This is a genomic window from Streptomyces sp. NPDC059718 (genome assembly GCF_042733315.1).
GTDB lineage: Bacteria > Actinomycetota > Actinomycetes > Streptomycetales > Streptomycetaceae > Actinacidiphila.
This window is the reverse complement of sequence record NZ_JBHWGA010000014.1, coordinates 114,656-140,485: the sequence shown is the minus strand read 5'-3', so window position 1 is coordinate 140,485 and position 25,830 is coordinate 114,656. Positions and strand designations below refer to the sequence as shown.

At 73.6% G+C, this 25,830-nt stretch carries 20 protein-coding genes; 3 read left to right on the top strand and 17 right to left on the bottom strand.

Annotated features, from left to right (window positions below):
* Window positions 1–167: 167 nt before the first annotated feature.
* From ACFV3E_RS18225 to rimP, 8 genes are all read right to left on the bottom strand, one after another.
* Window positions 168–3,824 carry a serine protease gene (locus ACFV3E_RS18225; protein WP_500535530.1) on the bottom strand — a complete coding sequence of 1,219 codons (3,657 nt, stop codon included), beginning with the start codon at window positions 3,822–3,824 and terminating at the stop codon, window positions 168–170.
* A gap of 775 nt (window positions 3,825–4,599) precedes the next feature.
* A complete protein-coding gene (gene truB, locus ACFV3E_RS18220; RefSeq protein WP_500535529.1) occupies window positions 4,600–5,481 on the bottom strand; it encodes a tRNA pseudouridine(55) synthase TruB in 882 nt (293 codons plus the stop codon).
* Window positions 5,478–5,933, bottom strand: coding sequence for a 30S ribosome-binding factor RbfA (gene rbfA / locus ACFV3E_RS18215; protein WP_500535528.1), 456 nt, complete (start codon window positions 5,931–5,933; stop codon window positions 5,478–5,480). Before rbfA ends, truB begins: the two co-directional genes overlap by 4 nt.
* Window positions 5,934–5,975: 42 nt before the next feature.
* Window positions 5,976–6,269, bottom strand: a complete 294-nt coding sequence (locus ACFV3E_RS18210) for a DUF503 domain-containing protein (RefSeq protein WP_018562639.1) — start codon at window positions 6,267–6,269, stop codon at window positions 5,976–5,978.
* 144 nt (window positions 6,270–6,413) lie between these two features.
* A complete protein-coding gene (infB, locus tag ACFV3E_RS18205) occupies window positions 6,414–9,521 on the bottom strand; it encodes a translation initiation factor IF-2 (protein WP_500535527.1) in 3,108 nt (1,035 codons plus the stop codon).
* 155 nt (window positions 9,522–9,676) lie between these two features.
* Window positions 9,677–9,958, bottom strand: coding sequence for a YlxR family protein (locus tag ACFV3E_RS18200; RefSeq protein WP_500325787.1), 282 nt, complete (start codon window positions 9,956–9,958; stop codon window positions 9,677–9,679).
* A gap of 78 nt (window positions 9,959–10,036) precedes the next feature.
* Window positions 10,037–11,023 carry a transcription termination factor NusA gene (gene nusA, locus ACFV3E_RS18195; RefSeq protein WP_500365911.1) on the bottom strand — a complete coding sequence of 329 codons (987 nt, stop codon included), beginning with the start codon at window positions 11,021–11,023 and terminating at the stop codon, window positions 10,037–10,039.
* 2 nt (window positions 11,024–11,025) lie between these two features.
* Complete coding sequence (gene rimP, locus ACFV3E_RS18190; protein ID WP_500365913.1) at window positions 11,026–11,550, bottom strand: ribosome maturation factor RimP; 525 nt, start codon at window positions 11,548–11,550, stop codon at window positions 11,026–11,028.
* 148 nt (window positions 11,551–11,698) lie between these two features.
* On the opposite strand from rimP, the gene ACFV3E_RS18185 reads away from it, so the two are divergent.
* From ACFV3E_RS18185 to ACFV3E_RS18175, 3 genes are read left to right on the top strand one after another with little or no spacing between them, the layout of a single operon-like run.
* Window positions 11,699–12,259 (top strand): hypothetical protein, encoded by a 561-nt coding sequence (locus ACFV3E_RS18185; protein WP_500535526.1) that lies wholly within the window; start codon window positions 11,699–11,701, stop codon window positions 12,257–12,259.
* 8 nt (window positions 12,260–12,267) lie between these two features.
* Window positions 12,268–12,714, top strand: a complete 447-nt coding sequence (locus ACFV3E_RS18180) for a ferritin-like domain-containing protein (protein WP_499514308.1) — start codon at window positions 12,268–12,270, stop codon at window positions 12,712–12,714.
* 23 nt (window positions 12,715–12,737) lie between these two features.
* On the top strand, window positions 12,738–13,673 hold the full coding sequence (locus ACFV3E_RS18175; RefSeq protein WP_500535525.1) for an aminoglycoside phosphotransferase family protein: 936 nt from the start codon (window positions 12,738–12,740) through the stop codon (window positions 13,671–13,673).
* Window positions 13,674–14,364: 691 nt separating this feature from the next.
* Here ACFV3E_RS18175 and ACFV3E_RS18170 read toward each other — a convergent pair.
* The 9 genes from ACFV3E_RS18170 to ACFV3E_RS18130 all read right to left on the bottom strand — a co-directional run bounded on the left by ACFV3E_RS18170 (window position 14,365) and on the right by ACFV3E_RS18130 (window position 25,813).
* Window positions 14,365–16,053 (bottom strand): proline--tRNA ligase, encoded by a 1,689-nt coding sequence (locus tag ACFV3E_RS18170; RefSeq protein ID WP_500535524.1) that lies wholly within the window; start codon window positions 16,051–16,053, stop codon window positions 14,365–14,367.
* Between the two features lie 70 nt (window positions 16,054–16,123).
* A complete protein-coding gene (locus ACFV3E_RS18165; RefSeq protein WP_500535523.1) occupies window positions 16,124–16,657 on the bottom strand; it encodes a GNAT family N-acetyltransferase in 534 nt (177 codons plus the stop codon).
* A gap of 14 nt (window positions 16,658–16,671) precedes the next feature.
* A complete protein-coding gene (locus tag ACFV3E_RS18160; RefSeq protein WP_499514304.1) occupies window positions 16,672–17,517 on the bottom strand; it encodes a GNAT family N-acetyltransferase in 846 nt (281 codons plus the stop codon).
* A gap of 132 nt (window positions 17,518–17,649) precedes the next feature.
* Window positions 17,650–18,804: a flavodoxin-dependent (E)-4-hydroxy-3-methylbut-2-enyl-diphosphate synthase gene (ispG, locus tag ACFV3E_RS18155; protein WP_360911293.1), complete on the bottom strand. Its 1,155-nt coding sequence runs from the start codon at window positions 18,802–18,804 to the stop codon at window positions 17,650–17,652.
* A gap of 101 nt (window positions 18,805–18,905) precedes the next feature.
* On the bottom strand, window positions 18,906–20,231 hold the full coding sequence (locus ACFV3E_RS18150; protein ID WP_500535522.1) for a M50 family metallopeptidase: 1,326 nt from the start codon (window positions 20,229–20,231) through the stop codon (window positions 18,906–18,908).
* Window positions 20,228–21,496, bottom strand: a complete 1,269-nt coding sequence (gene dxr, locus ACFV3E_RS18145) for a 1-deoxy-D-xylulose-5-phosphate reductoisomerase (RefSeq protein WP_500365925.1) — start codon at window positions 21,494–21,496, stop codon at window positions 20,228–20,230. Before dxr ends, ACFV3E_RS18150 begins: the two co-directional genes overlap by 4 nt.
* An 89-nt stretch (window positions 21,497–21,585) precedes the next feature.
* Window positions 21,586–23,523, bottom strand: a complete 1,938-nt coding sequence (locus ACFV3E_RS18140) for an acyl-CoA dehydrogenase family protein (RefSeq protein WP_500535521.1) — start codon at window positions 23,521–23,523, stop codon at window positions 21,586–21,588.
* Window positions 23,524–23,645: 122 nt separating this feature from the next.
* On the bottom strand, window positions 23,646–23,990 hold the full coding sequence (locus ACFV3E_RS18135; RefSeq protein WP_500535520.1) for a hypothetical protein: 345 nt from the start codon (window positions 23,988–23,990) through the stop codon (window positions 23,646–23,648).
* 377 nt (window positions 23,991–24,367) lie between these two features.
* Window positions 24,368–25,813: an aldehyde dehydrogenase family protein gene (locus ACFV3E_RS18130; RefSeq protein WP_500535519.1), complete on the bottom strand. Its 1,446-nt coding sequence runs from the start codon at window positions 25,811–25,813 to the stop codon at window positions 24,368–24,370.
* Window positions 25,814–25,830: the final 17 nt, after the last annotated feature.

The following is a 25,830-nucleotide window of genomic DNA, read 5'->3' as shown; positions in this document are numbered from 1 at the left end:
ATCACATTCCGCGGCTCCGCCCGGAAGGGACGCGGTACGGGGCGGGGCTCGGCGCCGGATGCCGGACGCACGCGGTACAGGAGTGCCGGCGCGGCGACCAGCGGCGCAGCACGACGGCCGGCCGGAACACATGACGCCGCCGCCGTCGGCGGATGGTCCCCGGCCGGTCAGAGGCCCACCGCCTCCGCCGGCGCCAGCTGGTCGCACATGCGCCGGGCGCTCGGGCCGATCACCGCGTCCCACGCCCCTGGGCCCGCGCCGTCGAGGCCGTCCGCGGCCAGCCATCCGCGCACCTGCCGGGCGAACCCGGGCGACCCGCTGACCAGCTGCACCAGCCGCCGGTCGAAGAGGGCAGCGCCCTCGGGCGTACGGCAGAGCAGGAGGCCGACCCGGTGCACCAGGTCGCGGGTCATCGGGGCCGGCCGCCGGGCGCACCCGTCGGCGGCCGCGCCCAGGAGGGCGTCGAGCACGGCCGGGTCGCGTTCCTGGTCCAGGAGGACGTCCAGCAGCTCCTGGCGCAGCGGGCGGGAGACGCGGCCGCCCGGTGCGGCCAGCACGGGCGCCAGCACCCTGCGCACCTGCGGCGGGTGCTCCCGCAGCAGTCCGGTGACCAGCGGGAGGAGTACGGCGCGGGCGGCCGGCCCGTGCTCCAGGCGGCGGTCGAGGTAGGCCGCCGCGTGCCGCGCGTCCTCGGGTCGGTGGCCGAGGTGGTCCCACACCAGGGCGGCGGCCCGGCGGGCGAGTGCCGGGGTGGACACCTCGGCCAGTTCGCGCAGTACCTCGGCGGCGCCGGGACCCGGTTCGCGCAGCCGGGAGTGGAACGCGGCGAGCACCTGCTCGGGGTGCGTGGGGAGGGCCGCGGCGAGCGCCGCGGCCGGCAGCAGCGGATCGCCGGCGGCGAAGCCGTCCAGGGCGGCCCGCAGGTGGAGGCAGCGGGTCGCCGGGTCCCGCACCAGGAGGCCGAGCGCGGCGCCGTGCAGGGTGCCGTCGGCGGGTCTGGCCAGGATCGCCAGGGCCGCGTAGCGCAGCAGTTCGCGGTCGGCGGCGAGTACGGCGTGCGGGGCGGCGAGCAGGCCGTAGGTGGCCGCGGCGGCGTGCCGCTCCGGCCGGTCCTCGTGCGCCCAGCGGTCGACGGCACGGCACACGGCGGACGGCTCGTCCTCGGCGAGGGCCGCCAGCAGTTCCTTGGCGCGGGGGTGGTCCGCGGCGGCCAGGGCCTCGGTGAGGTCGTCCACCGCCTGCCGCCGGTGCGTGTGGAGGAGGGCCTGCGCCGCGGTGGCGACCGTCGGCCGGGGGCCGGAGGGCGCGGACTGCAGCAGCCGTTCGTCGGTGAACCAGCCGCACAGCGCGGGCATCGACGGCCGCGGCGTCGCGGCCAGCACCTCGCCGGCCGCCGTCAGGAACCGCTCCCGCGTGCCGTCCGCGGCGCGCGGCGGACCGTCGGCGGGCAGCAGCAGCCGCAGCAGCGCCAGGCGCTCCTCCGGGGGGAGCCGCAGCCGCCGCCAGAACCACGGCCCGAACTCCCCCAGCCCCGCGCCCTCGTGGAAGCCCCCGGCCTCGATCGAACGGACGGTGACACGCTCCGCCAGCAGCCGCAGCACGTCCCGGTACGGGGTCGCGTCCGGCACCCCGAGCAGGGTCTCCCCCAGCAGGTGCGCCGCCCACCACACCGCGTCCGCGCGCCGGGCCGTCACCCGGGCGACGGCGTCGCCCTCCCCGCGCGGCCGGGGCACCCCGTCGAGCAGTACGGTCCCGCCACCGCGCGACGCGGGCGCGGCGGCGTCGCGGTCGAGCACCTGGACCAGTTGCCGCAGCCTGCGCCCGAGGACGTCCGGCCCCGAACGGCGGGCGGTGAGCAGCAGCGCCTGCACGACCGGGCCGATGCGGTGCCGCGGCACGGGCAGGCAGCGCGGCTCGGAGGTCGGGGCGAGCGGCGGCGCGGGCGGCACCGGCGGCACGGCCCTGTGCCGCGGCTGCGCCCCGGTCCGGGCGGGCAGGCGCACGGGGGCCTCGGCGCAGCCGTCCCGGTCGCCGGCCGACCAGCGGTGGACCAGGGCGTACAGTGCCTCGTCCAGGTCGAGTTGGCCACCCTGCAGCCAGTCGCCGAACTCCTCGTGCGCGAAGCGGTACCCGGCGCCGGCCGGCACCACCAGCCCCTCCGTGAGCACCGCCGCCGCCCACCCGGGGCGCCACGGGAACAGCTCCTCGAAGGACGCCCGGTCCAGTTCGCCCTGGCCCGGACCCAGGCAGCGCCGGGCCGCCTCGTGCGCCTGCCCGGCGACGCGGGCGGCCAGCCGCCGTACCTCCGTCGCCCGCGCGGGGGCCGTGGCGGCCGCGATCCGGTGGGCGATCCGCAGGCACAGCAGATCCAGGTGCGCCGAGAAGACCTCCGCCCGGCCGGGCCGTCCCGTCAGGCCACCGCCGGCGGCCCGCACCTCCGACAGCAGCCGCAGGGCCAGCGGATGCGCCGCGTCCTGCTCGGCGAGGGCACCGGCGGACAGCCCGTGGCGCTCCCGGGCGAGCCGCGCCGGCTCCTCCGCCAGGCCGCCGAGGCGCAGGCAGGCGGGCAGCGCCCGGGCGCCCGGCGGAGCGCCGGCGTCGTGGAGCAGGCCGGGCGGGAAGAGGGCTCCGGCCTCCTCCCAGTACTCGGGGCGGCACGCCACGATCAGCCGCGCCCCCGCCGTGCCCAGCCACCGTGCCGTCTCCGCGGACCACTCGGGCAGCGCGTGGGCGAGCAGCGGCGGCATCTCCTCGGGAGCGTCCAGCACGACGAGCAACCGCCGCCCCACGGCACGCGCCAGGCGGGCGACGGCATCGGGCGACGCGTCGGCCGGCGCGCGTTCCGGCACCCGCCCTGCGTGCACGATGCGCCCCGCGGCGGCCAGCGCCCGCGCCACGGCGTCCCTCAACCCGGCGTCGCCCGCCCGCAGTTCGGCCCCGCGCAGCCACAGCGTGGGCGCCGGGTCCGGGCCCGCGGCACGCCGGGCGGCCAACGCCTCCAGTGCGGTCGTACGGCCGCTGCCGGGGGCGCCGACCAGCCCGAGCACGCAGGCGCACCCCTCCTCCGTGAAGCCCGCCAGCTCCGCCTCCGTGTCCGGGCGCGCCTCGGCCTCGCGCCAGGACCGCGGCCGGGCCGCGGAAGCGACGGAGGTCGCGGTCAGCCGCAGCGCCCCCGCGATGTTGAGGTGCGGCCCGTACGCGGGCACGGTCGCCGCGTTGCGCGCCAGCGCGTCCGCGAGCGCCCCGCCCTCCGCCGGCGCCCGCAACGGCACGGCGAACCCGCCCGCCCTTCGTCCCGCGTGCAGCGCGGTCACGACGACCCCGTGCACGGCACCGGTCTCCGCGTCGATCACGGGCTCCCCCGAGGCGACGGCACGCAGCGGCTCGTCGTCGCCGCGCGCACCGGCGAGCTCGTACGCCACGTCGAGGAGGTGGAAGCGGTCCGTCGCGGTGTACGTCACCGGCGCCGTCCCCGCGATCGTGGCCTCCACCCAGGCCGCGCCGCGCAACCGCACCCCCCGCCCGGACCCCGCGGTGCGCGCGAACCCGGCCACCGGCAGCGGCGGTACGTCCAGTCCCTCCGTCGCCACGAGCGCCAGCCCCAGTTCCGGCAGCGGGGTGATCGCGGGCGCCTCGACGAGGGTCGTCTGTTCCCCGTGCGCGTGCAGCACGAGCCGTACGAGGCCGTCCACGGCCTCATGGCTCGTCACGAGCGTCCCCCGTCCGTCCCGCGCCTCGACGAGGAACCCCGTCCCCCGCGGCCGTCCGGCCAGGTCACGGACGCGCACCAGCGCCCGGTCGACATCGGCGGGCAGTACCGCCATCTGCGCACCTCCCCGCCACAGTGCCCGTTTCGACCGTAGACGTCCGTTGATCGACACAACAGATCCCACGTCGAACGCGCCCCCAAGCGCTCCCTCTCTTCACTCCGAGCGCCTGCCCGTTGGGGTGAATTGATCTTGGGGGGTGGATAGGGACGGGGAGGGAGGGGGATCGTGCAGCGCGGGCCGCGAGGGGGGAGGGCCCGCGCTTCACGGTTGCGCCGCGAAGCGGTCCGGGGTGCGATCCGTTGGGCCCGGTTGTCGTGTGCGGCGCCGCGTCTGTTGCTGTTGCGGTTTCTCCCCCGCCCTCCCGCCCTCCCCCAGCCTTCGGCCGGGGGTGCCCCAAACTCCCCCGCCCCCTCCCTATCGCGGGCGACCAACCGCCGGTGGGGGTGAGAGAGCGGTCCGGGGTCGCCGCAGGTGCCCTACTGAACCCCCACCGGCCGTCAGTCGCCCCAACATGCGGGAGGGGGTGCGGCGGGGTGCCCCCGCAGGGGACGAGCGGCGGACCCGGGCGCCGAACGATGTGGGGGTAAACCGCGAGCCCCGAGGAGGTACGCCGGCGCGGCACCGACCCCAACCCAACAGAGCGCAGGCGCGCACCAACCGCGCCGGGCAATCGGGAGGGCGGGCGGGGGACAGCCCGCCGCAGGCGGGACGCACCCGCACACAAACACCCGGGCAGCCCGGCGCAGCCACCCGCAGGCGCAAGGACCCGCACACAACCACCGGGCCCCACAGAACGCACCCCGGACCGCAAGCGCCGCGCCGCGTCGCGTCAGGCGAGGTTGGCCAGGATCTTGGCCTGCCCCTCCCGCGCTTCGACCAGCGCCAGAAACTCCCCCTCCGGCCCGAACACCGCCGTGGGCACCGCCCCCAGGGACGGGGGCGCGTCCAGCCGTACCCCGTGGCCGAGCAGCCGCGCCTGCCGGGCGTCCACGTCCCACCGGGGGAACGCCGCCGCCGCGGCCTCCGCGATGGGCAGCACCGCGAACGCCTCCGTGAGCTGCTCCAGCGTGCGGGCGAGCCCGGCGCCGTAGGGCCCGACGCGGGTGCGCCGCAGCGCGGTGAGGTGGCCGCCGACGCCGAGCCCGGCACCGAGGTCGCGGGCGAGGGCCCGGATGTACGTGCCGGAGGAGCACTCGACCGTGACGTCGACGTCGACCACGTCACCGCCCTCGTGCCGCACGTGCCGGACGTCCCGCACGACGAACGACGACACCGCCACCGGCCGCGCCGCCAGCTCGAAGTCCTCGCCGCCGCGCACGCGGGCGTACGACCTGACGCCGTTGACCTTGATGGCGCTCACCTTGGACGGCACCTGCATGATGTCCCCGGTCAGCGGCACGATGCCCGCGTCGATCGCCTCGCGGGTGACCCCGTCCGCGGGGACCGAGGCCGTGACCTCGCCCTCGGCGTCGTCGGTGACCGTGCTCTGGCCGAGCCGGATGGTCGCCTCGTACTCCTTGCGGGTGAGCGCGAGGTGCCCGAGCAGCCGGGTGGCCTTGTCGACGCCGATGACGAGGACGCCGGTGGCCATGGGGTCGAGCGTGCCCGCGTGCCCCACGCGCCGTGTCCCGGCCAGCCTGCGCAGCCGGGCCACGACGTCGTGCGAGGTCATACCGCCCGGCTTGTCGACGATGACAAGCCCGTCCTTCATCGGTCGCCATCCTCCTCGTCGTCGCCTTCGTCCTCCGCCGGCTTGCGGTAGGGGTCGGCGTCGCCGGCGTAGGTGGCGTCCGTGGCGGTCTTGCGGACCTCCTCGTCGGCCTCCCGGGCCTTGGCGAGCAGGTCCTCGATCGTGCGCGCGTTCTCGGGGATCGCGTCGGCGACGAACGTCAGGGTGGGCGTGAAGCGCACGCCGGTCTGCCGTCCGACCTCCGAGCGGAGGACGCCCTTGGCGCTCTCCAGCGCCGCCGCCGAGGCGGCCCGCTCCTCGTCGTCACCGAAGACCGTGTAGAAGACGGTCGCCTCCCGGAGGTCACCGGTGACCCGGGTGTCCGTGATCGTCACGTAGCCCAGCCGCGGGTCCTTGATCCGCCGCTGGAGCGTCTCCGCGACCACGACCCGGATGCGGTCCGCCAGCTTGCGCGCCCGCGCGGTGTCGGTCATGCGTGCTCTTCTCTCTTCTCATCACGCTTCGGAACGTGAGTGTCAGTCGTCGTCCCCGTGCACCCGCTGCCGCGCCGACAGCAGGTCCACCTCGGGGCGCGAGGCCATCCAGCGCTCGCAGCGTCCGAGGACGTCCTTGATGTGCCCGGGGTCCCCGGACACGACCGCCACGCCGATCTCGGCCCTGCGGTAGAGGTCGTGGTGGTCGACCTCGGCGACGCTCACCGCGAACTTGCGGTGGAGCTCGGCCACGATCGGCCGGATGACGGACCGCTTCTCCTTCAGCGAACGGACGTCGCCGAGAAGCAGGTCGAAGGACAGCGTCCCTACATACATGGGCATCAGGTCAAGCCGACCTGTGGGGCCTCGTCGTGAACGGTGCGAACACCGTGAACAGCAATCACCACAGTAAAGGCAACGGCCGGGGCCGATCGACGGAATTTTCCCTCCGCCAACCGGCCCCGGTCAGATGTCCCTCGATCAGACGCGAGGCTTCTCGCGCAGCTCGTAGGTCGCGACGACGTCGTCGATCTTGATGTCGTTGTAGTTGCCGAGGTTGATACCGCCCTCGAAACCTTCACGAATCTCGGTGACGTCGTCCTTGAAGCGCCGCAGACCCTCGATGGTGAGGTTCTCGGCGACGACCTTGCCGTCACGCAGCAGGCGCGCCTTGGCGTTGCGTCGGACCTCGCCGGAGCGGATGAGCACACCGGCGATGTTGCCGAGCTTGGAGGAGCGGAAGACCTCGCGGATCTCGGCGGTGCCGAGCTCCACCTCCTCGTACTCGGGCTTGAGCATGCCCTTGAGCGCCGCCTCGATCTCATCGATGACCTGGTAGATCACCGAGTAGTAGCGGACGTCGACGCCCTCACGCTCGGCCAGCGACGTGGCGCGGCCCTCGGCCCGCACGTTGAAGCCGATGATGATGGCGTCGGAGCCCGCCGCCAGGGTGACGTCGGTCTCGGTGACCGCACCGACACCCCGGTGGAGGATGCGCAGGTCCACGTCCTCGCCGACGTCGAGCTGGAGCAGCGAGGACTCCAGGGCCTCGACCGAACCGGACGCGTCGCCCTTGATGATGAGGTTGAGCTGCTGGACCTCGCCGGCCTTGAGCACCTTGTCCAGGTCCTCCAGGCTGACCCGGCGACGGGTCTTGGCGAAGGCCGCGTTCCGCTCGCGGGCGGCACGCTTCTCGGCGATCTGACGGGCCGTACGGTCCTCGTCGACCACCAGGAAGTTGTCGCCGGCACCCGGCACGTTCGTCAGACCGAGCACCAGGACCGGGGTCGAGGGGCCCGCCTCGTCGACGGTGTTGCCACTGTCGTCGAGCATCGCGCGGACACGGCCGTACGCGTCGCCGACCACCATGGTGTCGCCGACCCGCAGGGTGCCGCGCTGGACCAGGACGGTCGCCACGGCGCCGCGGCCGCGGTCGAGGTGCGCCTCGATCGCGATGCCCTGTGCGTCCTGCTCCGGGTTGGCCCGCAGGTCGAGCGCGGCGTCCGCGGTGAGGACCACGGCCTCCAGCAGGCTGTCGATGTTCAGACCCTGCTTGGCGGAGATGTCGACGAACATGGTGTCGCCGCCGTACTCCTCGGCCACCAGACCGAACTCGGTCAGCTGACCGCGCACCTTCGTCGGGTCCGCGCCCTCGACGTCGATCTTGTTGACCGCGACCACGATCGGCACGTCGGCCGCCTTGGCGTGGTTCAGCGCCTCGATCGTCTGGGGCATGACGCCGTCGTTCGCCGCCACCACGAGGATCGCGATGTCGGTGGACTTGGCACCGCGGGCACGCATGGCGGTGAACGCCTCGTGACCCGGGGTGTCGATGAAGGTGATGGCCCGGTGCTCGCCGTTGACCTCGGTGGCCACCTGGTAGGCACCGATGTGCTGGGTGATGCCGCCGGCCTCGCCCGCGACCACGTTGGTCTTGCGGATCGCGTCGAGGAGGCGGGTCTTGCCGTGGTCGACGTGACCCATGACGGTCACGACCGGCGGACGCGCGACGAGCGCTTCCTCGCCGCCCTCGTTCTCGCCGAACTCGATGTCGAAGGACTCGAGGAGCTCGCGGTCCTCCTCCTCCGGGCTGACGATCTGGAGGGTGTAGTTCATCTCGTCGGCGAGCAGCTGCAGCGTGTCGTCGGAGACGGACTGGGTCGCGGTGACCATCTCGCCGAGGTTCAGCATCACCTGGACGAGCGACGCCGGGTTGGCGCCGATCTTCTCGGCGAAGTCGGTCAGCGAGGCACCACGGGACAGGCGCACGGTGTCGCCGTTGCCGCGGGGCAGCAGCACGCCGCCCACGGACGGGGCCTGCATGGCCTCGTACTCCTGGCGCTTCGCCCGCTTCGACTTGCGGCCACGGGCCGGACGGCCACCGGGGCCACGGCCGAAGGCGCCCTGCGTGCCACCGCGGCCACCCGGACCACCGGGACGACCGCCGAAGCCGCCACCACCGGGACGGCCGGCGAAGCCGCCGCCGCCACCGCCACCACCGGCGCCGGCAGGACGCGGACCGCCGAAGCCGCCGCCACCACCGGGACGGCCACCGCCGCCACCGCCACCGGGACGACCGGCGAAGCCGCCGCCACCGCCACCGGGACGACCGGCACCGCCGCCGGGACGCGCACCGGGACCGCCGGGACGACCCGGACCGCCCGGACGACCCGGCGCGCCGCCGGCAGCGGGACGCTGCGGCATCATGCCGGGGTTCGGACGGGGGCCGCCGCCCTGCGGACGGGGCATGCCGCCCGGGGTCGGACGCGGACCGCCGGAGGCGGCACCGCCGCCGGGGCGCGGAGCGCCACCCGGACGGGGACCGGAGCCACCCGGGGCGCCACCGGGGCGCGGGCCGGACTGGCCGGGGGCACCACCCGGACGCGGCGCCTGCGGGCGCGGCATGCCGGTGGAGCCGGAGGTGAAGGGGTTGTTGCCCGGGCGGGGACCGGCCGGACGCGGGGCACCCGGACGCGGCGCCTGGCCACCGGAACGCGCACCGGGGCCGCCCTGGCCACGGCCGCCGTCACGCTGGCCGGGACCGGAGGGACGGGTACTCGGACGCGGGCCGGGGCCACCGGGACGACCGGCAGCGGGGCGCTCGCCCTGGGCCGGACGCTCCTGAGCCGGACGCTCCTGGGCCGGGCGCTCCGGGGCCGGCGGGGCGGAGAACTCCGCCTGCGGCACCGGGGTGACCGGCGCGGGCTTGGCCGGGGCCGGCTTGGGACCCGGGGTCGGGCGCGGGCCCGGCGTCGGCGCGGGGCCACCGGCGGGCTTGGTAGTGGGGGCTGATCCCGTGGCCGGCTTGGGAGCCGGCGCAGCGGGACGGGCCGGCGCACCCGGAGTGGGGGTGACCGGCTTTGCGGGCGCGTCCTTGCGCGGCGCCGCGGGCCTGGCAGCCGAGGGCTTGGAGGAGGCGGAACCGCCACCGGAACCCTGCAGTGCGTCGGTCAGCTTGCGAACAACCGGCGCCTCGATCGTCGAGGACGCCGAACGGACGAATTCGCCAAGTTCTTGGAGCTTGGCCATGACGACCTTGCTCTCAACTCCGAACTCCTTGGCGAGTTCGTATACCCGGACCTTAGCCACTTCGCTCCTTCATGAGGTCCGGGGTGGTCGTCCGCCGGACCGTCGCTACTTCATGGGCGTACTCATCGCGTGCTCATCGAGTGCTCATCGCAATCTCGACCTACTTCCAACTCGCGGGGTACCTGGCCGCACGGTCGCCCGTACGGTCTTCCTGCCTACTCACGGTGTGCCTGCTCGACGTAGCCACGGAGGTCCGCGGTGTCCAGCGGTCCCCGGGCCCGGAAGGCCCGCGGGAACGCCCGGCGGCGGACCGCCAGGTCGAGACAGACGGTGTCGGGATGCACATACGCACCCCGACCGGGCAGCGTACCGCGAAGATCGGGAACACAGAATTCCCCGACCACCGCCACACGCAGCAGATCTCGCTTGGCCGCCCGCTCCCTGCACCCGATGCACGTACGCTCCGGGCGTGCTGGGTCATGCGTCCGGCCAGACATCCTTAGTCTACCTCCCCGCGCCGACCTCACCCCTCCGGGTTATTCGACGCACGGTCGTTCCTCGGTTACCCGCCGGTGCTACTGCTCGGCGAGCTCGGTGTCGGGCCGGATGTCGATCCGCCAGCCCGTGAGCCGTGCGGCCAGGCGGGCGTTCTGCCCTTCCTTGCCGATCGCCAGCGACAGCTGGTAGTCCGGCACGGTCACCCGCGCGGAGCGGGCGGCCATGTCGACGATCTCCACCTTGCTCACCCGGGCGGGTGACAGGGCGTTGGCGACCATCTCCGCCGGGTCGTCCGACCAGTCGACGATGTCGATCTTCTCGCCGTTCAGCTCCGCCATCACGGCGCGCACCCGGGCGCCCATCGGGCCGATGCAGGCGCCCTTGGCGTTCAGCCCGGAGCGGCCGGAACGGACCGCGATCTTCGTACGGTGACCGGCCTCGCGGGCGATCGCGGAGATCTCCACGGAACCGTCCGCGATCTCCGGGACCTCCAGCGCGAAGAGCTTCTTCACCAGGTTGGGGTGGGTGCGCGAGAGCGTCACGGACGGACCGCGCACACCCTTGGCCACCCGGACGACGTACGAGCGAAGGCGCGTGCCGTGCTTGTAGTCCTCACCGGGCACCTGCTCCTGCACGGGCAGGATCGCCTCGAGCTTGCCGATGTCGACCAGCACGTTCTTGGGGTCCTTGCCCTGCTGGACCACGCCGGTGACGATGTCGCCCTCGCGGCCGGCGTACTCGCCGAAGGTGATCTCCTCCTCCGCGTCCCGCAGCCGCTGCAGGATGACCTGCTTGGCCGTGGTCGCGGCGATCCGGCCGAAGCCGCTGGGCGTGTCGTCGAACTCCTTGGGCTCGGCGCCCTCGGGGGTCTCCGACGGGTCCTCCTTGGCCCACACGGTGACGTGCCCGTTCGTGCGGTCGAGCTGCACGCGCGCGTTGCGGCGGCTGCCCGGCTCGCGGTGGTACGCGATGAGGAGCGCCGACTCGATCGCCTCGACCAGCAGGTCGAAGGAGATCTCCTTCTCCCGCACCAGACCCCGCAGGGCACTCATGTCGATGTCCACGGCTACGCCTCCTCCATGCTCTCGTCGCCGTCAGTATCGGCACCGGCCGGGTCCTTGCGACTGAATTCGATCTCCACCCGCGCCTTGGCGATCTCGCCGAAGGCGGCACGGGCGGGCTTGGGCTTGCGTCCCTTGACACCCGGGACCTCCAGGTCGAGCCCTTCCTCGTCGACCGCGAGGATCCGCGCGACCAGCTCGTCACCGGCGGTCGTCGTCAGCTTGACCAGCCGACCCTCGTTGCGGCGGAAGTGGCGCGGCTCGGTGAGCGGGCGGTCCACGCCCGGCGAGGAGACCTCCAGCAGGTACGCCGCGCCGCCCATGGCGTCGGCGTCGTCGAGGACCTGCGAGATCTCCCGGCTCAGCTCCGCGAGCGTGTCCAGCGGTGCACCCTCGTCGGAGTCCACGATCACCTGGAGCTGCCGCCGGTTTCCGGCGGCCGTCACCTTGACCTCTTCCAGTTCGAGCCCCGTCTTCACGACGAGCGGCTCGAGCAGCCCGCGCAGCCTCTCGCTCTGGGTGGTGCTCATCCGGGTGACTCCTCGGCCGCGTGTGCTGTTGTGGTGGAAGGTCGTGTGTCGGGCCAAAGCCTATCGGTTCAGGCCCCGGAACGACGATTCGGCGCAGCGGAGGGCGCCGTCACGGCCCCCGGGCGTCGCGCGGGTACCCTCACGTGAGGTGATCACGGGAAGGGGCACTGTGCCGCTCAGCAACATTCCCCGCCGGCGCGCGGTCCGCGCCGCCCTCGTCCTGCCGGCCGCCGCCGGACTGCTCGGCGGTTGCTCCGACGGGACACGGCCCGAGGGGACGTCCGCGAAGGGTTCGCCGGCCGCCGACGCGACCGCGGCGCTGCGCAAGCGGGCCGCCCGGGACAGCGCGGCACTGCTCGCGCAGTACGACGCCACCGTCGCGGCGCACCCGGACCTGGCGAAGCGGCTGCGGCCGCTGAGGGCCGAAGTGGCCCGCCACGCCGAGGCGTTCGGCACGTCGGCACGGGCGGCGTCACCGTCCGCCGCGCCTTCGTCGTCGGCCTCGCCGATGTCCTCCCCGTCGCCGTCGGCCTCGCCGTCCGTCCCCGCGGGGGCCGGAGCCGCGTTGTCCGCGCTGGCGGCGGCCGAACGCACGCTCGCCGACGCCCGGGCGACCGCGCTCCTGGACGCGACGCCCGAACTCGCCCGCCTGCTCGCCTCGGTGGCCGCCTGCGGCGCCGGGCACGTCCTGCTGCTCAAGGAGCACTGACCCGACCCATGGCACAGCAAGCGCTGCTCAAGGCCGTCCAGGCCGCACTCTCCGCCGAGCACGCCGCCGTGTACGGCTACGGCATCGTCGGCGCCCGCGTCGGCGGCGAACTCGGCGAGCAGGCCCAGCAGGCGTACGACGCGCACCGCGCCCGCCGCGACTCGCTGCGCCGTACCGTCGGCGACCTCGGCGGCGAACCCGTCGCCGCCGAACCCGCGTACGCCCTGCCGTTCGACGTGCCGGACGGCAAGGCGGCCGTGCGTCTCGCCGCGGAACTGGAGGACCGGGTCGCCGGGGTCTACGCGGACCTCGTGCGCGCCGCCGACGCCGATCTGCGCCGCGGGGCGGCCGACGCGCTGCGCGAGGCGGCGGTCCGCGCCGTGCGCTGGCGCGGGGGCAGCGTAGCCTTCCCGGGGCTGGCCGAACGCGCGCGGACGGCCGCGGAGAAGGTTTAGCACCAGGAGGGACGTACCCACGCATGGCCTCGGCACCACAGCCCCAGCACCTGGAACCGCCCGAGCGGCTGGTCCGCACGGTCAGCGCCTGGGAGGGCGAGGCGGGCCGCGCCTGGCTCGCCGGCCTCCCCGAGCGCGTCGCGGACCACCTCGCGCGCTGGGAGCTGAGGCCGGAACGGGTGCTCTCCCCCGGCGGCCAGATCAGCATGGTCGTCCTCGTACGGCAGGCCGACGACACCCCCGCGACCCTCAAGGTCGGCCTCGTCACGGACGAGACCCGGCACGAGCACGCCGCGCTCGCCCGCTGGGACGGCCGCGGCGCGGTCCGCCTGCTGCGAGCCGACCCCGACGCGGGGGCGCTCCTCCTGGAGCGCCTGCACAGCGACGTGTCGCTGCGCTCGCTGCCCGAGCAGAAGGCGATGCTCGAGGCGTGCGCCACCCTGCAGCGGCTCTGGGTCCCCCCGGGCGAGGGGCACCCCTTCGTTCCGGTCGCCGAGCACACGGCGCGCTTGGCGGCACTGCTGCGGGAGCGGCGCGAGCAGCGTTACGTCCCGGAGGAGGCCCGGGCCCTGGTCGACGAGGCCCTCGCGGCCCGCGATGAGCTGTGCGCGGCCGCCCCGGGCGAGGCCGTGCTGCTGCACGGCGACTACCACCACGGGAACGTGCTCGCCGCGGACCGCGCGCCGTGGCTGGCCATCGACCCCAAGCCGGTCGCGGGCGAGCCCGCGTACGACCTGGCCTGGCTCGTCCGTGACCGCCTCGAGACGCTGGTCGCCACGCCGGGGTCGCAGTCCGCGGCCCGGCGGAGGGTCGCCAAGCTCTCCGACTCCCTCGAGGTCGACCGGGACCGCGTCCGCGGCTGGGCCCTGTTCCGGGCGGTCGAGGCGGGCGTGTGGGCGTTCTCCGTGGGCGACCGTCAGGGCGGGGAACTGCTGCTGGAGTTCGCGGCCTGGCTTTAGTTGTTGCCCGGGGTACCCCTTGCGGCCCGTTGTCGTGTGCGGGTTGTTTGCGCCTGCGGCGGGCATCCCCCGCCCGCCCGCCCTCCCCCAGCCTTCGGCCGGGGGGACCCCCATCCGGCACGATTGGTGCGGGCCTCGCGCGTGCGTGGTGGGCCGGGGGCGGGGCCTCCGGGGCTGGGCATTCTGGACCGCATATTTATGTGCATGACGGGCGGTCCAGGTCGGACCCCGGATGCCGCACAACAAATACACGTCAGCGTCCAGAACGCCCACCCTCCCCCAGCCTTCGGCCGGGGGTGCCCCCAACTCCCCCGCCCCCTCCGTATCGTGCGGCGACCAACGGCCAGTGGGGGGTGCAAAGGCGGTCTGGGGTCGCCGCAAGTGCCTTTCTGAACCCCCACCGGCCGTCACGCGCCCACACATCGGGAGGGGGTGTGGCGGGGTGCCCCCGCAGGCGACGAGCGGTGGGCGCGGTGCCAAATGACCTGGGGCAGCGCCGCGAGCGCCGAGGTGGGGGTCCCCCCGGCCGAAGGCTGGGGGCGTACCCCGGCGCGGCACCGACCCCACGACGACCGAGCGAGGCGGTCACTGACCGCGCCGGGCAATCGGGCGGGCGGCGGGGAAACCGCCCGCCGCAGGCGCAAACGACCCGCACACGACAACCGGCCGCAAGCGGCACCCCGCGGATACGCTACGCGGATACGCGGGAGACCGCGTCCGCGACGGACAACTCCTCGCGCTCCCCGGTGCGGCGGTCCTTGACCTCGACGACCCCGTCCCCGGCGCCGCGCCCCACGATGAGGATCGTCGGCACCCCGAGCAGCTCCGCGTCGGTGAACTTCACGCCCGGCGAGACGCCCGCGCGGTCGTCGACGATGACCCTGACCCCGGCTGCGTGCAGCTTCTCCGCGACCTCGAGGGCCAGTTCCGTCTGCAGCGCCTTGCCGGCCGCCACGACGTGGACGTCCGCCGGGGCGACCTCGCGCGGCCAGCACAGGCCCTGCCCGTCGGCGGTCTGCTCGGCGAGCGCGGCGACGGCGCGGGAGACGCCGATGCCGTAGGAGCCCATGGTGACCCGGACCGGCTTGCCGTTCTGGCCGAGGACGTCGAGCTCGAAGGCGTCGGCGTACTTGCGGCCGAGCTGGAAGATGTGGCCGATCTCGATGGCCCGGTCCAGCTTGAGGCCGGCGCCGCAGCGCGGGCAGGGGTCGCCGGGCTCGACGGTGACGACGTCGAGGTACTCGTCGACCTCGAAGTCGCGGCCGCAGACGACGTTGCGGGCGTGCGTGTCGGGCTTGTTGGCGCCGGTGACCCAGGCGGTGCCGGGGGCGACGCGGGGGTCGGCGAGGTAGCGGACGCCGGTGAGGCCCTGCGGGCCGACGTAGCCGCGGACGAGGTCGGGGCGGCCGGTGAAGTCCTCGGCGGTGACGAGTTCGACCTCGGCGGGGGCGAGGTGCTCGGCGAGCTTGCCGAGGTCGACCTCACGGTCGCCGGGGACGCCGACGGCGACGATCTCGCCGTCGACCTTGACCAGCAGGTTCTTCAGGGTCGCCGAGGCCGGCACCCCCAGGTGCGCCGCGAGGGTCTCGATGGTGGGGGTGTCGGGGGTGTCCACCTCCTCGAGGGCCGGGTGGTCCGCGCCCTCGACCGGGGGCACCGCGGTGGTGACGGCCTCGGTGTTGGCCGCGTAGTCGCACGCGGGGCAGTCCACGAAGGTGTCCTCACCGGCCGCGGCGGGGGCGAGGAACTCCTCGGAGGCCGAGCCCCCCATCGCGCCGGAGACGGCGGAGACGATGCGGAAGTCGAAGCCGAGCCGCGAGAAGATCTTGATGTAGGCCTCGCGGTGCAGCCGGTAGGCCTCGGCCAGGCCCTCGTCGGTGGTGTCGAAGGAGTACGAGTCCTTCATCTGGAACTCGCGGCCGCGCAGCACGCCGGACCGGGGCCGGGCCTCGTCGCGGTACTTGGTCTGGATCTGGTAGAGGATCACCGGCAGGTCCTTGTAGGACGCGCACTGGTCCTTGACGACCTGGGTGAAGATCTCCTCGTGCGTGGGCCCGAGCACGTAGTCCGCGCCCTTGCGGTCGCGGAGCTGGAAGAGCAGGTCGCCGTACTCGCCGGCGCGCCCGGTGAGCTCGTAGTTCTCCCGCGGGAGCAGCGCGGGCAGCAGGACCTCCTGGCCGCCGATGGCGTCCATCTCCTCGCGGACGACGCGTGCGACGTTCTCCAGCACCCGCTTGCCGAGCGGCAGCCAGGTCCACACCCCCGCCGATGAGCGGCGGACGTATCCGGCCCGGACCAGCAGCTTGTGGCTCGCGGTCTCGGCGTCGGCCGGGTCGTCGCGCAGCGTCTTGAGCATCAGCCGGGACATGCGCAGGACCATGGGGGCTCTCCAGGGGGTTTCGTACCGTTGCGCCGAGGATATCGAGCCGTGGCGCGCTCCCGGAAACGCGTTATCGCACGAGGGGCAGGCGGGCGCCCATGACGGCGTACGGGCTGGCCGCGCTGGGGAAGTGCACGGGCCGGGCCAGATCGGTGTAGCCGAGGGCGCGGTAGAGCCGCCGGGCCCGGCTCTCGGTGTCGATGGCGGACAGGATGCTGCGGGGCTCGTCGGCGCCGTCGGTGATGGTGGTGATGAGGGCGCGCCCGATGCCGCGGCCCTGGAATTCGGGGTGGACGTGCAGCTCGGTGATGGTGAAGGAGTCGTCGAGCCACTCGTCGGTGCCGGTGCGCCGCAGGTAGGGCTCGACGACCGTGGACCACCAGTGGATCCGGCTGTTGGGCATGCCGTACACGAAGCCGGCGAGCCGCCCGTCGGGGGTGAGCGCGCCGAGCGCGCGGACACCGGGGAAGCACAGGTGCCGCAGCACGATCTGCCGGCGGATGGCGACCTCCTCCGCGCCCAGCCCGAAGGCGACCGCCTGGACGGCCAGTGCCTCGTCCACCCGTGCCGCCAGGTCGATCGGCTCGACCGCCACGTCCTCCATGGGCGGCGACACTACTAGAACAGGACGCTCATGAAGGCGCCGACCTCGGTGAAGCCCACCCGGCGGTACGCGGCCCGGGCGGGCGCGTTGAAGTCGTTGACGTAGAGACTGGCCACGGGGGCCACGTCGCGCAGCGCGTAGTGCAGGACGGCGGCCATGCCGGTCTCGGACAGGCGGCGGCCGCGGTACTCGGGGGCGACCCAGACGCCCTGGATCTGGCAGGCGTGCCGGGTGACGGCTCCGATCTCCGCCTTGAAGACGACCCTGCCGTCCTCGATGCGGGCGAACGCGCGGCCGGCGCCGACGAGTTCGGCGACGCGGGCCTGGTAGAGCAGTCCGCCGTCGCCGGCGAGCGGGGAGACGCCGACCTCCTCGGTGAACATGGCGACGCAGGCCGGCATGATCACGTCCATCTCGTCGCGCCGGACCCGCCGCACGTACGGGTCGGGCTCGACCTGCGCGGGCAGCGCGCGGGTGACCATCAGCGGCTGGTGGGAGCGGACCTCGCGGGCCGGGCCCCAGCTGGGTTCGAGCAGCGACCACAGCGCGGAGGTGGGGGCGGTGGGGCCGACGATGGAGGAGCAGCGGCGTCCGGCGCGCAGCGCCCGCTCGGCGAAGGCGCGCACGGCCTCGGGGCCGGCGCAGATCGGGACGAGGTTGGCGCCGGCGTAGCAGAGCGCTTCGACGCGGCCTCCGGAGTACCAGCCCCACATCTCGCCGCCGAGGCGCCAGGGGTCGAGTCCGGCGACGGCGACCCGGGAGGCGACGAACGCGTTGGACACCGGATCACGGTCGAGCACCGCGAGGGCGGCGTCGAGTTCGCCTGGCTCCATGACCTTGGTCGTCGTGGTCGTCAACACGTGGGGCGCCTCACCGTACGGGCCGCAGCGGTCGGGGGAAGTCCCCGAACCTTACCTCGGGAACGTGTGTTCCGCCCGTGCCCGCCCGTATCCCGGACCGCGGGGGCCCGGGACGCGGGAGGGGATGGTGGGTCAGCTGACGGAGACGGAGGGCTCGCCGGAGGCGATGCCGTCGGCCTCCATCTGCTCGGCGAGCTTCATGGCCTCCTCGATGAGGGTCTCCACGATCTTCGACTCCGGCACGGTCTTGATGACCTCGCCCTTGACGAAGATCTGCCCCTTGCCGTTGCCCGAGGCCACCCCCAGGTCCGCCTCGCGCGCCTCACCCGGACCGTTGACGACACAGCCCATCACCGCCACCCGCAGCGGCACCTCCATGCCCTCGAGACCCGCCGTCACCTGGTCCGCCAGCTTGTACACGTCCACCTGCGCACGACCGCACGACGGGCACGAGACGATCTCCAGCCGCCGCTGCCGCAGGTTCAGCGACTCCAGGATCTGGATGCCGACCTTGACCTCCTCCGCCGGAGGAGCCGACAACGACACCCGGATCGTGTCCCCGATGCCCTCGCTCAGCAGCGCGCCGAACGCCACCGCCGACTTGATCGTGCCCTGGAACGCCGGACCCGCCTCGGTCACCCCCAGGTGCAGCGGATAGTCGCACTGCGCCGCCAGCAGGCGGTACGCGTTGACCATCACCACCGGGTCGTTGTGCTTCACCGAGATCTTGATGTCCCGGAAACCGTGCTCCTCGAACAGCGAGCACTCCCACAGCGCCGACTCCACCAGCGCCTCCGGGGTGGCCTTGCCGTACTTCTCCAGCAGGCGCCTGTCCAGCGACCCGGCGTTCACCCCGATCCGGATCGGGGTGCCGGCGTCGGAGGCCGCCTTGGCGATCTCCTTCACCTTGTCGTCGAACTGCCGGATGTTGCCCGGGTTCACCCGCACCGCCGCACAGCCCGCGTCGATCGCCGCGAACACGTACTTCGGCTGGAAGTGGATGTCCGCGATCACCGGGATCTGCGACTTCCTCGCGATGGTGGCGAGGGCGTCGGCGTCGTCCTGCGAGGGGCAGGCGACCCGGACGATCTGGCAGCCGGACGCGGTGAGCTCGGCGATCTGCTGCAGCGTGGCGCCGATGTCGGCCGTGACGGTCGTGGTCATGGACTGGACGGAGACCGGGGCGTCGCCGCCGACCGCGACCGATCCGACCTGGATCTGGCGGCTCTTGCGTCGGTCGGCGAGCTTGATCGGAACGGACGGCATCCCGAGCGAAATCGCGGTCATGTGCGTGGCATCCCCAAAGTACGCGGATCGAGGTCCCGGCGGCGTGGGCGGGCTCCGTTGAACGAGACTACGTCACCCCACCCACGCCTCCGACATCGCGCCTAGGTCAAACGCACCGGATTGATGAGATCGGCGGCCATGACCAGCGCCGTGAAGCAGATGAAGATGCCGGCGACCACGTAGGCGACGGGCATCAGCTTCGCCACGTCGAAGGGTCCGGGGTCGGGCCGCCGGAAGATCCGGGCGACGGTACGGCGGACGGACTCCCACAGCGCGCCCGCGATGTGACCGCCGTCGAGCGGCAGCAGCGGGAGCATGTTGAACAGGAAGAGCGAGAGGTTGATGCCGGCCAGCAGGTTGAGGAAGAACGCCAGCCGCCAGGTCGCCGGGATGTCCATCGCGAAGACCTCGCCGCCGATGCGGGCGGCGCCGATCATGCCGACCGGGGAGTCCTGCTTCCGCTCCGCGCCGTTGAAGACGGCGTTCCACAGGTCGGGGACCTTGGAGGGCAGGGCCGCCAGGGACTCGACGCCGCTCTGGGCCATGTCGCCCATGCGGTCGAGGGACTGGGCGAAGTCCAGCCGGATCACGCCGCTGGCCGGGGTGAATCCGAGGAAGCCGGCGGTGACGTACTGGCCCTCGGCGTAGCCGCCGTTGCCGTCGGTCTTGGCGACCTTGTTCTCGACCAGGTCGGCGCGCAGGTCGACGGTCTTCCCGTCGCGGAGCACGGTGACGGTGGCGGGCCCGGTGGTCTTGCGGATCTCCTGCTGGAGGACGGACCACTCGCTGTCGTCGACGCGGACGCCGTTGAAGGCGACGATCTGGTCGCCCGCCTTCAGGCCGGCCTTCTTGGCCGGGGTCTCGGGGTACTTCTTGGTCGCGCAGGGGTCCTTGGCCTTGAGCGCGGCCGTGTCGGACTGCTCGATGACGCAGTCCGAGACCACGCCGACCGTGGTGGTCTGCATCTGCAGGCCGAAGCCCATGAGGACCGTCAGGAAGAGCCCGAAGGCCAGGATCAGGTTCATGAAGGGGCCGGCGAACATGACGATCACGCGCTTCCAGGGCTTGCGCGTGTAGAACATCCGGGTCTCGTCGCCGGGCTTCAGCTCCTCGTACGCCGCGGAGCGGGCGTCCTCGATCATGCCCCGGAAGGGCGAGGTGGACCGGGCGGCCACCCGGCCGTCGTCGCCGGGCGGGAACATGCCGATCATGCGGATGTAGCCGCCCAGCGGGATCGCCTTGATGCCGTACTCGGTCTCACCCTTGTGGCGGGACCAGACGGTCGGCCCGAAGCCGACCATGTACTGCGGCACGCGGATCTTGAACAGCTTGGCCGTGGAGAGGTGGCCGAGCTCGTGCCAGGCGATGGAGACCAGGAGGCCGACCGCGAAGACGGCGATCCCCAGTGCCCACATGAGTCCCGTCATACGTGTGCCGCCTCCGTTGTCGCCTGTTCCGCAGCCAGTTCCCGGGCGCGGGCCCGCGCCCAGTTCTCCGCCTCGAGGACGTCCTCCACGGTCAGGGAGGTTCCCTCCGCGGGGGTGCCGTGCTCCTCGACCACCCGTGCGACGGTGTCCACGATGCCCGTGAAGGGCAGCGTGCCCGCGAGGAACGCGGCCACGCACTCCTCGTTGGCCGCGTTGAACACCGCGGGGGCGGTACCCCCGAGGCTACCGACGCGGCGGGCGAGCGCCACCGCCGGGAACGCCTCGTCGTCCAGCGGGAAGAAGGTCCACGTGGCCGCCTTCGTCCAGTCGCACCCGGGCGCGGCGTCCGGCACCCGCTCGGGCCAGCCGAGGCCCAGCGAGATCGGCATCCGCATGTCGGGCGGGCTGACCTGGGCCAGCGTGGAGCCGTCGGTGAATTCCACCATCGAGTGGATATACGACTGCGGGTGGACGACGACCTCAATGCGGTCGAAGGGAATGTCGAAGAGCAGGTGGGCCTCGATGACCTCCAGGCCCTTGTTCACCAGGGTGGCCGAGTTGATCGTCACCACCGGGCCCATGTCCCAGGTGGGGTGGGCCAGCGCCTGCTCGGGGGTGACCCCGGCCAGCTCCTCCTTGTCACGGCCGCGGAAGGGGCCTCCGGAGGCGGTCACGACGAGCTTGCGCACTTCGGCGCGGGAGCCCCCCATGAGGGCCTGGAAGAGCGCGGAGTGCTCGGAGTCGACGGGCACGATCTGCCCCGGCTTGGCCACGGCCTTCACCAGGGGGCCGCCGACGATCAGCGACTCCTTGTTGGCGAGGATCAGGATCCGCCCCGCCTCCAGGGCGGCCAGCGTCGGGCGCAGCCCGATCGAGCCGGTGATGCCGTTGAGGACGGAGTGGCACGGCCGGCCGGCCAGCTCGGTCGCGGCTTCCGGGCCGACCAGGACCTCCGGCAGGGGCTCGGTGCCGTAGCGCTCGGCCAGCGCCTCCCGCAGCGGGCCTTCCGCGTTCACGTCCGCGACGGCGACCGCGGAGACGGCCAGCTGCCGCGCCTGGTCGGCGAGGAGCCCGACCCGGCCGCCGGCGGCGGACAGGGCCACCACCCGGAAGCGGTCGGGGTTGCGCAGGACGACGTCGATGGCCTGGGTGCCGATCGATCCGGTCGAACCCAGGATCACGATGGTGCGGGGGCCGTCGTGGGCGGCGGTGGCCGCGTCCGGTCCGGGCAGCCGCAGGTGCGGGTCGGCGAGAGAGTCCGTCATCCCCCCATTGTGTCCGGTCGCCGGCACGGCGGGGGCACCGCCTCCGGGAAGGCGGTGCCCTGTGCGCGGGGGACGCGTCCCCGGTCCGGTCAGCGGATCGGCCGGTGGACGTTCTCCTTGTGCGAGGCGCCCGGGGTGGTGTCGGCGATCCACGGGCCGTCGCTGGAGGGGTCGACGATGCCGGACTCCAGCCAGGTGTAGGCGCCGCCGAGGACCCCGTCGACGACCTTGCGGTCGATGGCGTCGGTGTTCGTCCACAGGCGGCCGAAGAGTTCCTCGACGCGGATCCGCGACTGGCGGCAGAAGGCGTCGGCGAGCTGGTAGGCCTCGCGCCCGTTCTCGCCCCGGGTGCGGAGCATCTCGGCGCGGACGCAGGCGGCGCTCATGGCGAACAGTTCGGCGCCGATGTCGACGACGCGGCCCAGGAAGCCCTGCTTGGTCTCCATCCGGCCCTGCCAGCGCGACATGGCGTAGAAGGTGGAGCGGGCGAGCTTGCGGGCGCCCCGTTCGACGTAGCGCAGGTGGGCGGCGAGGTCGGGGTGGCCAGCCGGGTGGAACGCGGAGTACGCGCCGGGGATCTGTCCGGGGCCGGCCACCAGCTTCGGCAGCCAGCGGGCGTAGAAGCCGCCGGCCTTCATGCCGGCCTTGGCCTTGTCGCCGAGCGCCTTGTCGGGGTCGATGAGGTCCCCGGCGACCGACAGGTGGGCGTCGACGGCCTCGCGGGCGATCAGCAGGTGCATGATCTCCGTGGAGCCCTCGAAGATCCGGTTGATCCGCAGATCGCGCAGCAACTGCTCGGCCGGGACGCCCCGTTCGCCGCGGGCGGCGAGGGACGCGGCGGTCTCGAAGCCTCGGCCGCCGCGGATCTGGACCAGTTCGTCGGCCATGGTCCAGCTCATCTCGGAGGCGATGAGCTTGGCCAGCGCGCCCTCGATGCGGATGTCGTTGCGGTCCTCGTCGGCCATCTGGCTGGACAGCTCCATGACGGCCTCGAGGGCGAAGGTGGTCGCCGCGATGAAGGAGATCTTCGCGCCGACGGCCTCGTGGCGGGCGACCGGCCTGCCCCACTGCTCGCGGGCGGCCGACCACTCACGGGCGATCTTCAGACACCACTTGCCGGCCGCGACGCAGGACGCGGGCAGCGAGAGGCGGCCGGTGTTGAGGGTGGTGAGGGCGATCTTCAGCCCGGCGCCCTCGGGGCCGATGCGGTTCTCGGCGGGGACGCGTACCTGGTGGAAGCGGGTGACGCCGTTCTCGATGCCGCGCAGCCCCATGAAGGAGTTGCGGTTCTCGACGGTGATGCCCTCGGAGCCGGCCTCGACGACGAAGGCGGTGATACCGCCCTTGTGGCCCTCGCTCTTCGGCACCCGCGCCATGACGACCAGCAGGTCGGCGACGACGCCGTTGGTCGTCCACAGCTTCACGCCGTCGAGGACGTAGGAGTCCCCGTCGGGCACGGCCGTGGTCGCCAGGCGCGCGGGGTCGGACCCCACGTCGGGCTCGGTGAGCAGGAAGGCCGAGATGTCGGTGCGGGCGCAGCGCGGCAGGAACCGCTCCTTCTGCTCCGGGGTCCCGAACATCTTCAGCGGCTGGGGCACGCCGATCGACTGGTGCGCGGAGAGCAGCACGCCGATGGCGGGGCTGGCGGAGCCCACGAGGGCCAGCGCCTTGTTGTAGTACACCTGGGTGAGGCCGAGGCCGCCGTACTTGGGGTCGATCTTCATGCCGAGGGCACCGAGCTCCTTCAGCCCGGTGATGACCTCGTCGGGGATCCTCGCCTCACGCTCGATCAGGGCCCCGTCCACCTTCGTCTCGACGAAGTCGCGCAGCTTGGCCAGGAACTCCTCGCCGCGCTGGACCTGCTCGGTCGACGGTGTGGGGTGGGGATGGATCAGGTCGAGCCGGAAGCGGCCCAGGAACAGTTCCTTGGCGAAGCTCGGCTTTCGCCATTCCTGTTCGCGGGCGGCCTCTGCGACCTGGCGCGCTTCGCGTTCGGAAACGGTGGGGCGGGCGGATGCTGCGGACATGGGGGCGTCACCTCGCGTCGGTTACCGACCGGTGCTACTTGTTCGTTAGTACCCCGGTTCCGGCATGGTCACCAGCCCTCGCGCACGGGGCGCGGGGAGCCGGCGGCCTTTCCGACGGCATTTCAGGCCGACGCGAGCAGCTTCCGCAGCGGCGCGGTGTCCGGGGAGGGGTCGCCCTCGGTGACGGGGCCGGTGAGGGCGGCGACGGCCGAACCGGACTCCGCCTCGCCGGTGCCGTCGGCCGGCACCGGCCGGACATCCTGATTTGACGTCAGTTCCCATGGGGTCGCGCCGGATCCGGCGCGGGCGAGGCCGGCGACGCCCTCGTGCGGCGCGCGCTCGGGCAGCGCCTGCGCCAGGGCCGGGAGGCGGCCCCGGTCGGCCGCGTCGAGCGGGGCCACGACGGTCGGCTCGGTGCCCGCGGCCGACAGTGCGACGCGCAGCGGCGCGGCGTTCTCGGCGGGCACCGGACGCACCGCCGGATCCGCGAGGGCGCTCCACTCCACTCGGGTGAACGCCGGACTCTCGGGGCTGCGGGTGGCCCCTCCAGGGCGATCGGCACCTGGTCCCGGTCGTACGGCGGCTCCAGGGCCGGTCGGTCCTGCCCGGGGGACGCCGCCGCGACGAGCCGGACACGCTCGGCGATCGGGGGTGCGAGTCGTACGGGGAGCGCTGCTCGCGCGGCAGCCGGGCGCGCCGCCGGTCCGGCTCCGCGCGGCCTCCGCCGTGCGGACCACCGCATACGGTGCCACCTCGCGTTTCCCCTCCCTGGGCACAGCGCGGCCGGGGCGCACCGCACATGCGCCCCGGCCGCTGGAAGGGGTGGCTCGTCCTGGCGTGAGGATTACAGAGCGAGACCGGTCAGGACCAGGACCCGCTCGTAGGTGTAGTCGTCCATGGCGTACTTGACGCCCTCGCGGCCCACGCCGGAGTCCTTGACGCCGCCGTAGGGCATCTGGTCGGCCCGGTAGGAGGGGGCGTCGCCGATGATGACGCCGCCGACCTCCAGCTCGCGGTGGGCGCGGAAGGCGGTCTGCAGGTCGTGGGTGAACACCCCGCTCTGCAGGCCGAACTTGGAGTCGTTGACCGCCGCGAAGGCCTCGTCGGTGCCGTCCACCTTGTGCAGGGACAGGACGGGGCCGAAGACCTCCTCGGTGGCGATGATCGCGTCCGCCGGAAGGTCGGCGAGCACGGTCGGCTCGTAGGCGGCGCCGTCGCGCCGGCCGCCGGTCAGCAGCTTGGCGCCCTTGCCCAGCGCGTCCTCGACCCACGACTCCACGCGCTCGGCGGCCTTCTCGTCGACGAGCGGGCCGACGTCGGTGGCGTCGTCCGAGGGGTCGCCGGTGACCTGGGCGCGGACCTTGGCGACGACCTTCTCCACCAGCCGGTCGTACACGGACGCGTCGGCGATGACCCGCTGGACGGAGATGCAGGACTGGCCGCCCTGGTAGTTGGAGAAGGTGGCGATGCGGTTCGCCGCCCACTCCAGGTCCTCCTCGGAGGACCAGTCGGCCAGGACGACGGCGGCGGCGTTGCCGCCCAGCTCCAGGGTGGTGTGCTTGCGCGGCACCGAGTCCATGATCTGGTAGCCGACCCGGTCGGAGCCGGTGAAGGAGACGACCGGCAGCCGCTCGTCCCGGACGAGGGCGGGCATGCGGTCGTTCGGGACGGTGAGCACGCTCCACGAACCGGCCGGCAGGTCGGTCTCGGCCAGGATCTCGCCCAGGAGGAGCGCGGACAGCGGGGTCGCCGGGGCCGGCTTCAGGATGATCGGCGTGCCGACCGCGATCGCCGGGGCCACCTTGTGGGCCACCAGGTTCAGCGGGAAGTTGAACGGCGCGATGCCGAGCACGCTGCCGCGCGGGAAGCGCCGGGTCAGCGCGAGGCGGCCCACGCCGCCCGCGTCGGTGTCCAGGCGCTGGGCCTCGCCGCTGTTGAAGCGGCGTGCCTCCTCCGCCGCCCAGCGGAAGACGGACACGGCACGGCCGACCTCGCCGCGGGCCCACTTGACCGGCTTGCCGTTCTCCGCGGTGATCAGCCGGGCGATCTCCTCGGAGCGCTCTGCCAGCCGCTTCGACACGTGGTCCAGGGCCGCGGCCCGCACGTGGGCGGGGGTCGCGGCGAACTCCGCCCCGACCGCCTCGGCGGCGGCGACGGCCTCCTCCACCTGGGCGGGGGTCGGCACGCCGACGGAGGCCACGACGCTGCCGTCGTACGGGTTCACGACATCGAAGGTGTCCTCGCCGGTGGCGGGGCGGCCGGCGAGCCAGAAGGCGGTGGGGGTGCTCATGCGGACCACGGTAGGGC

Bases quoted from the DNA above. Each gene is read 5' to 3' on its own strand.
- ACFV3E_RS18225 (WP_500535530.1), bottom strand. From the start codon at position 3,824: ATGGCGGTACTGCCCGCCGATGTCGACCGGGCGCTGGTGCGCGTCCGT.
- truB (WP_500535529.1), bottom strand. From the start codon at position 5,481: ATGAAGGACGGGCTTGTCATCGTCGACAAGCCGGGCGGTATGACCTCG.
- rbfA (WP_500535528.1), bottom strand. From the start codon at position 5,933: ATGACCGACACCGCGCGGGCGCGCAAGCTGGCGGACCGCATCCGGGTC.
- ACFV3E_RS18210 (WP_018562639.1), bottom strand. From the start codon at position 6,269: ATGTATGTAGGGACGCTGTCCTTCGACCTGCTTCTCGGCGACGTCCGT.
- ACFV3E_RS18200 (WP_500325787.1), bottom strand. From the start codon at position 9,958: ATGTCTGGCCGGACGCATGACCCAGCACGCCCGGAGCGTACGTGCATC.
- rimP (WP_500365913.1), bottom strand. From the start codon at position 11,550: ATGAGCACCACCCAGAGCGAGAGGCTGCGCGGGCTGCTCGAGCCGCTC.
- ACFV3E_RS18180 (WP_499514308.1), top strand. From the start codon at position 12,268: ATGGCACAGCAAGCGCTGCTCAAGGCCGTCCAGGCCGCACTCTCCGCC.
- ACFV3E_RS18175 (WP_500535525.1), top strand. From the start codon at position 12,738: ATGGCCTCGGCACCACAGCCCCAGCACCTGGAACCGCCCGAGCGGCTG.
- ACFV3E_RS18170 (WP_500535524.1), bottom strand. From the start codon at position 16,053: ATGGTCCTGCGCATGTCCCGGCTGATGCTCAAGACGCTGCGCGACGAC.
- ACFV3E_RS18165 (WP_500535523.1), bottom strand. From the start codon at position 16,657: ATGGAGGACGTGGCGGTCGAGCCGATCGACCTGGCGGCACGGGTGGAC.
- ispG (WP_360911293.1), bottom strand. From the start codon at position 18,804: ATGACCGCGATTTCGCTCGGGATGCCGTCCGTTCCGATCAAGCTCGCC.
- ACFV3E_RS18150 (WP_500535522.1), bottom strand. From the start codon at position 20,231: ATGACGGGACTCATGTGGGCACTGGGGATCGCCGTCTTCGCGGTCGGC.
- dxr (WP_500365925.1), bottom strand. From the start codon at position 21,496: ATGACGGACTCTCTCGCCGACCCGCACCTGCGGCTGCCCGGACCGGAC.
- ACFV3E_RS18140 (WP_500535521.1), bottom strand. From the start codon at position 23,523: ATGTCCGCAGCATCCGCCCGCCCCACCGTTTCCGAACGCGAAGCGCGC.
- ACFV3E_RS18130 (WP_500535519.1), bottom strand. From the start codon at position 25,813: ATGAGCACCCCCACCGCCTTCTGGCTCGCCGGCCGCCCCGCCACCGGC.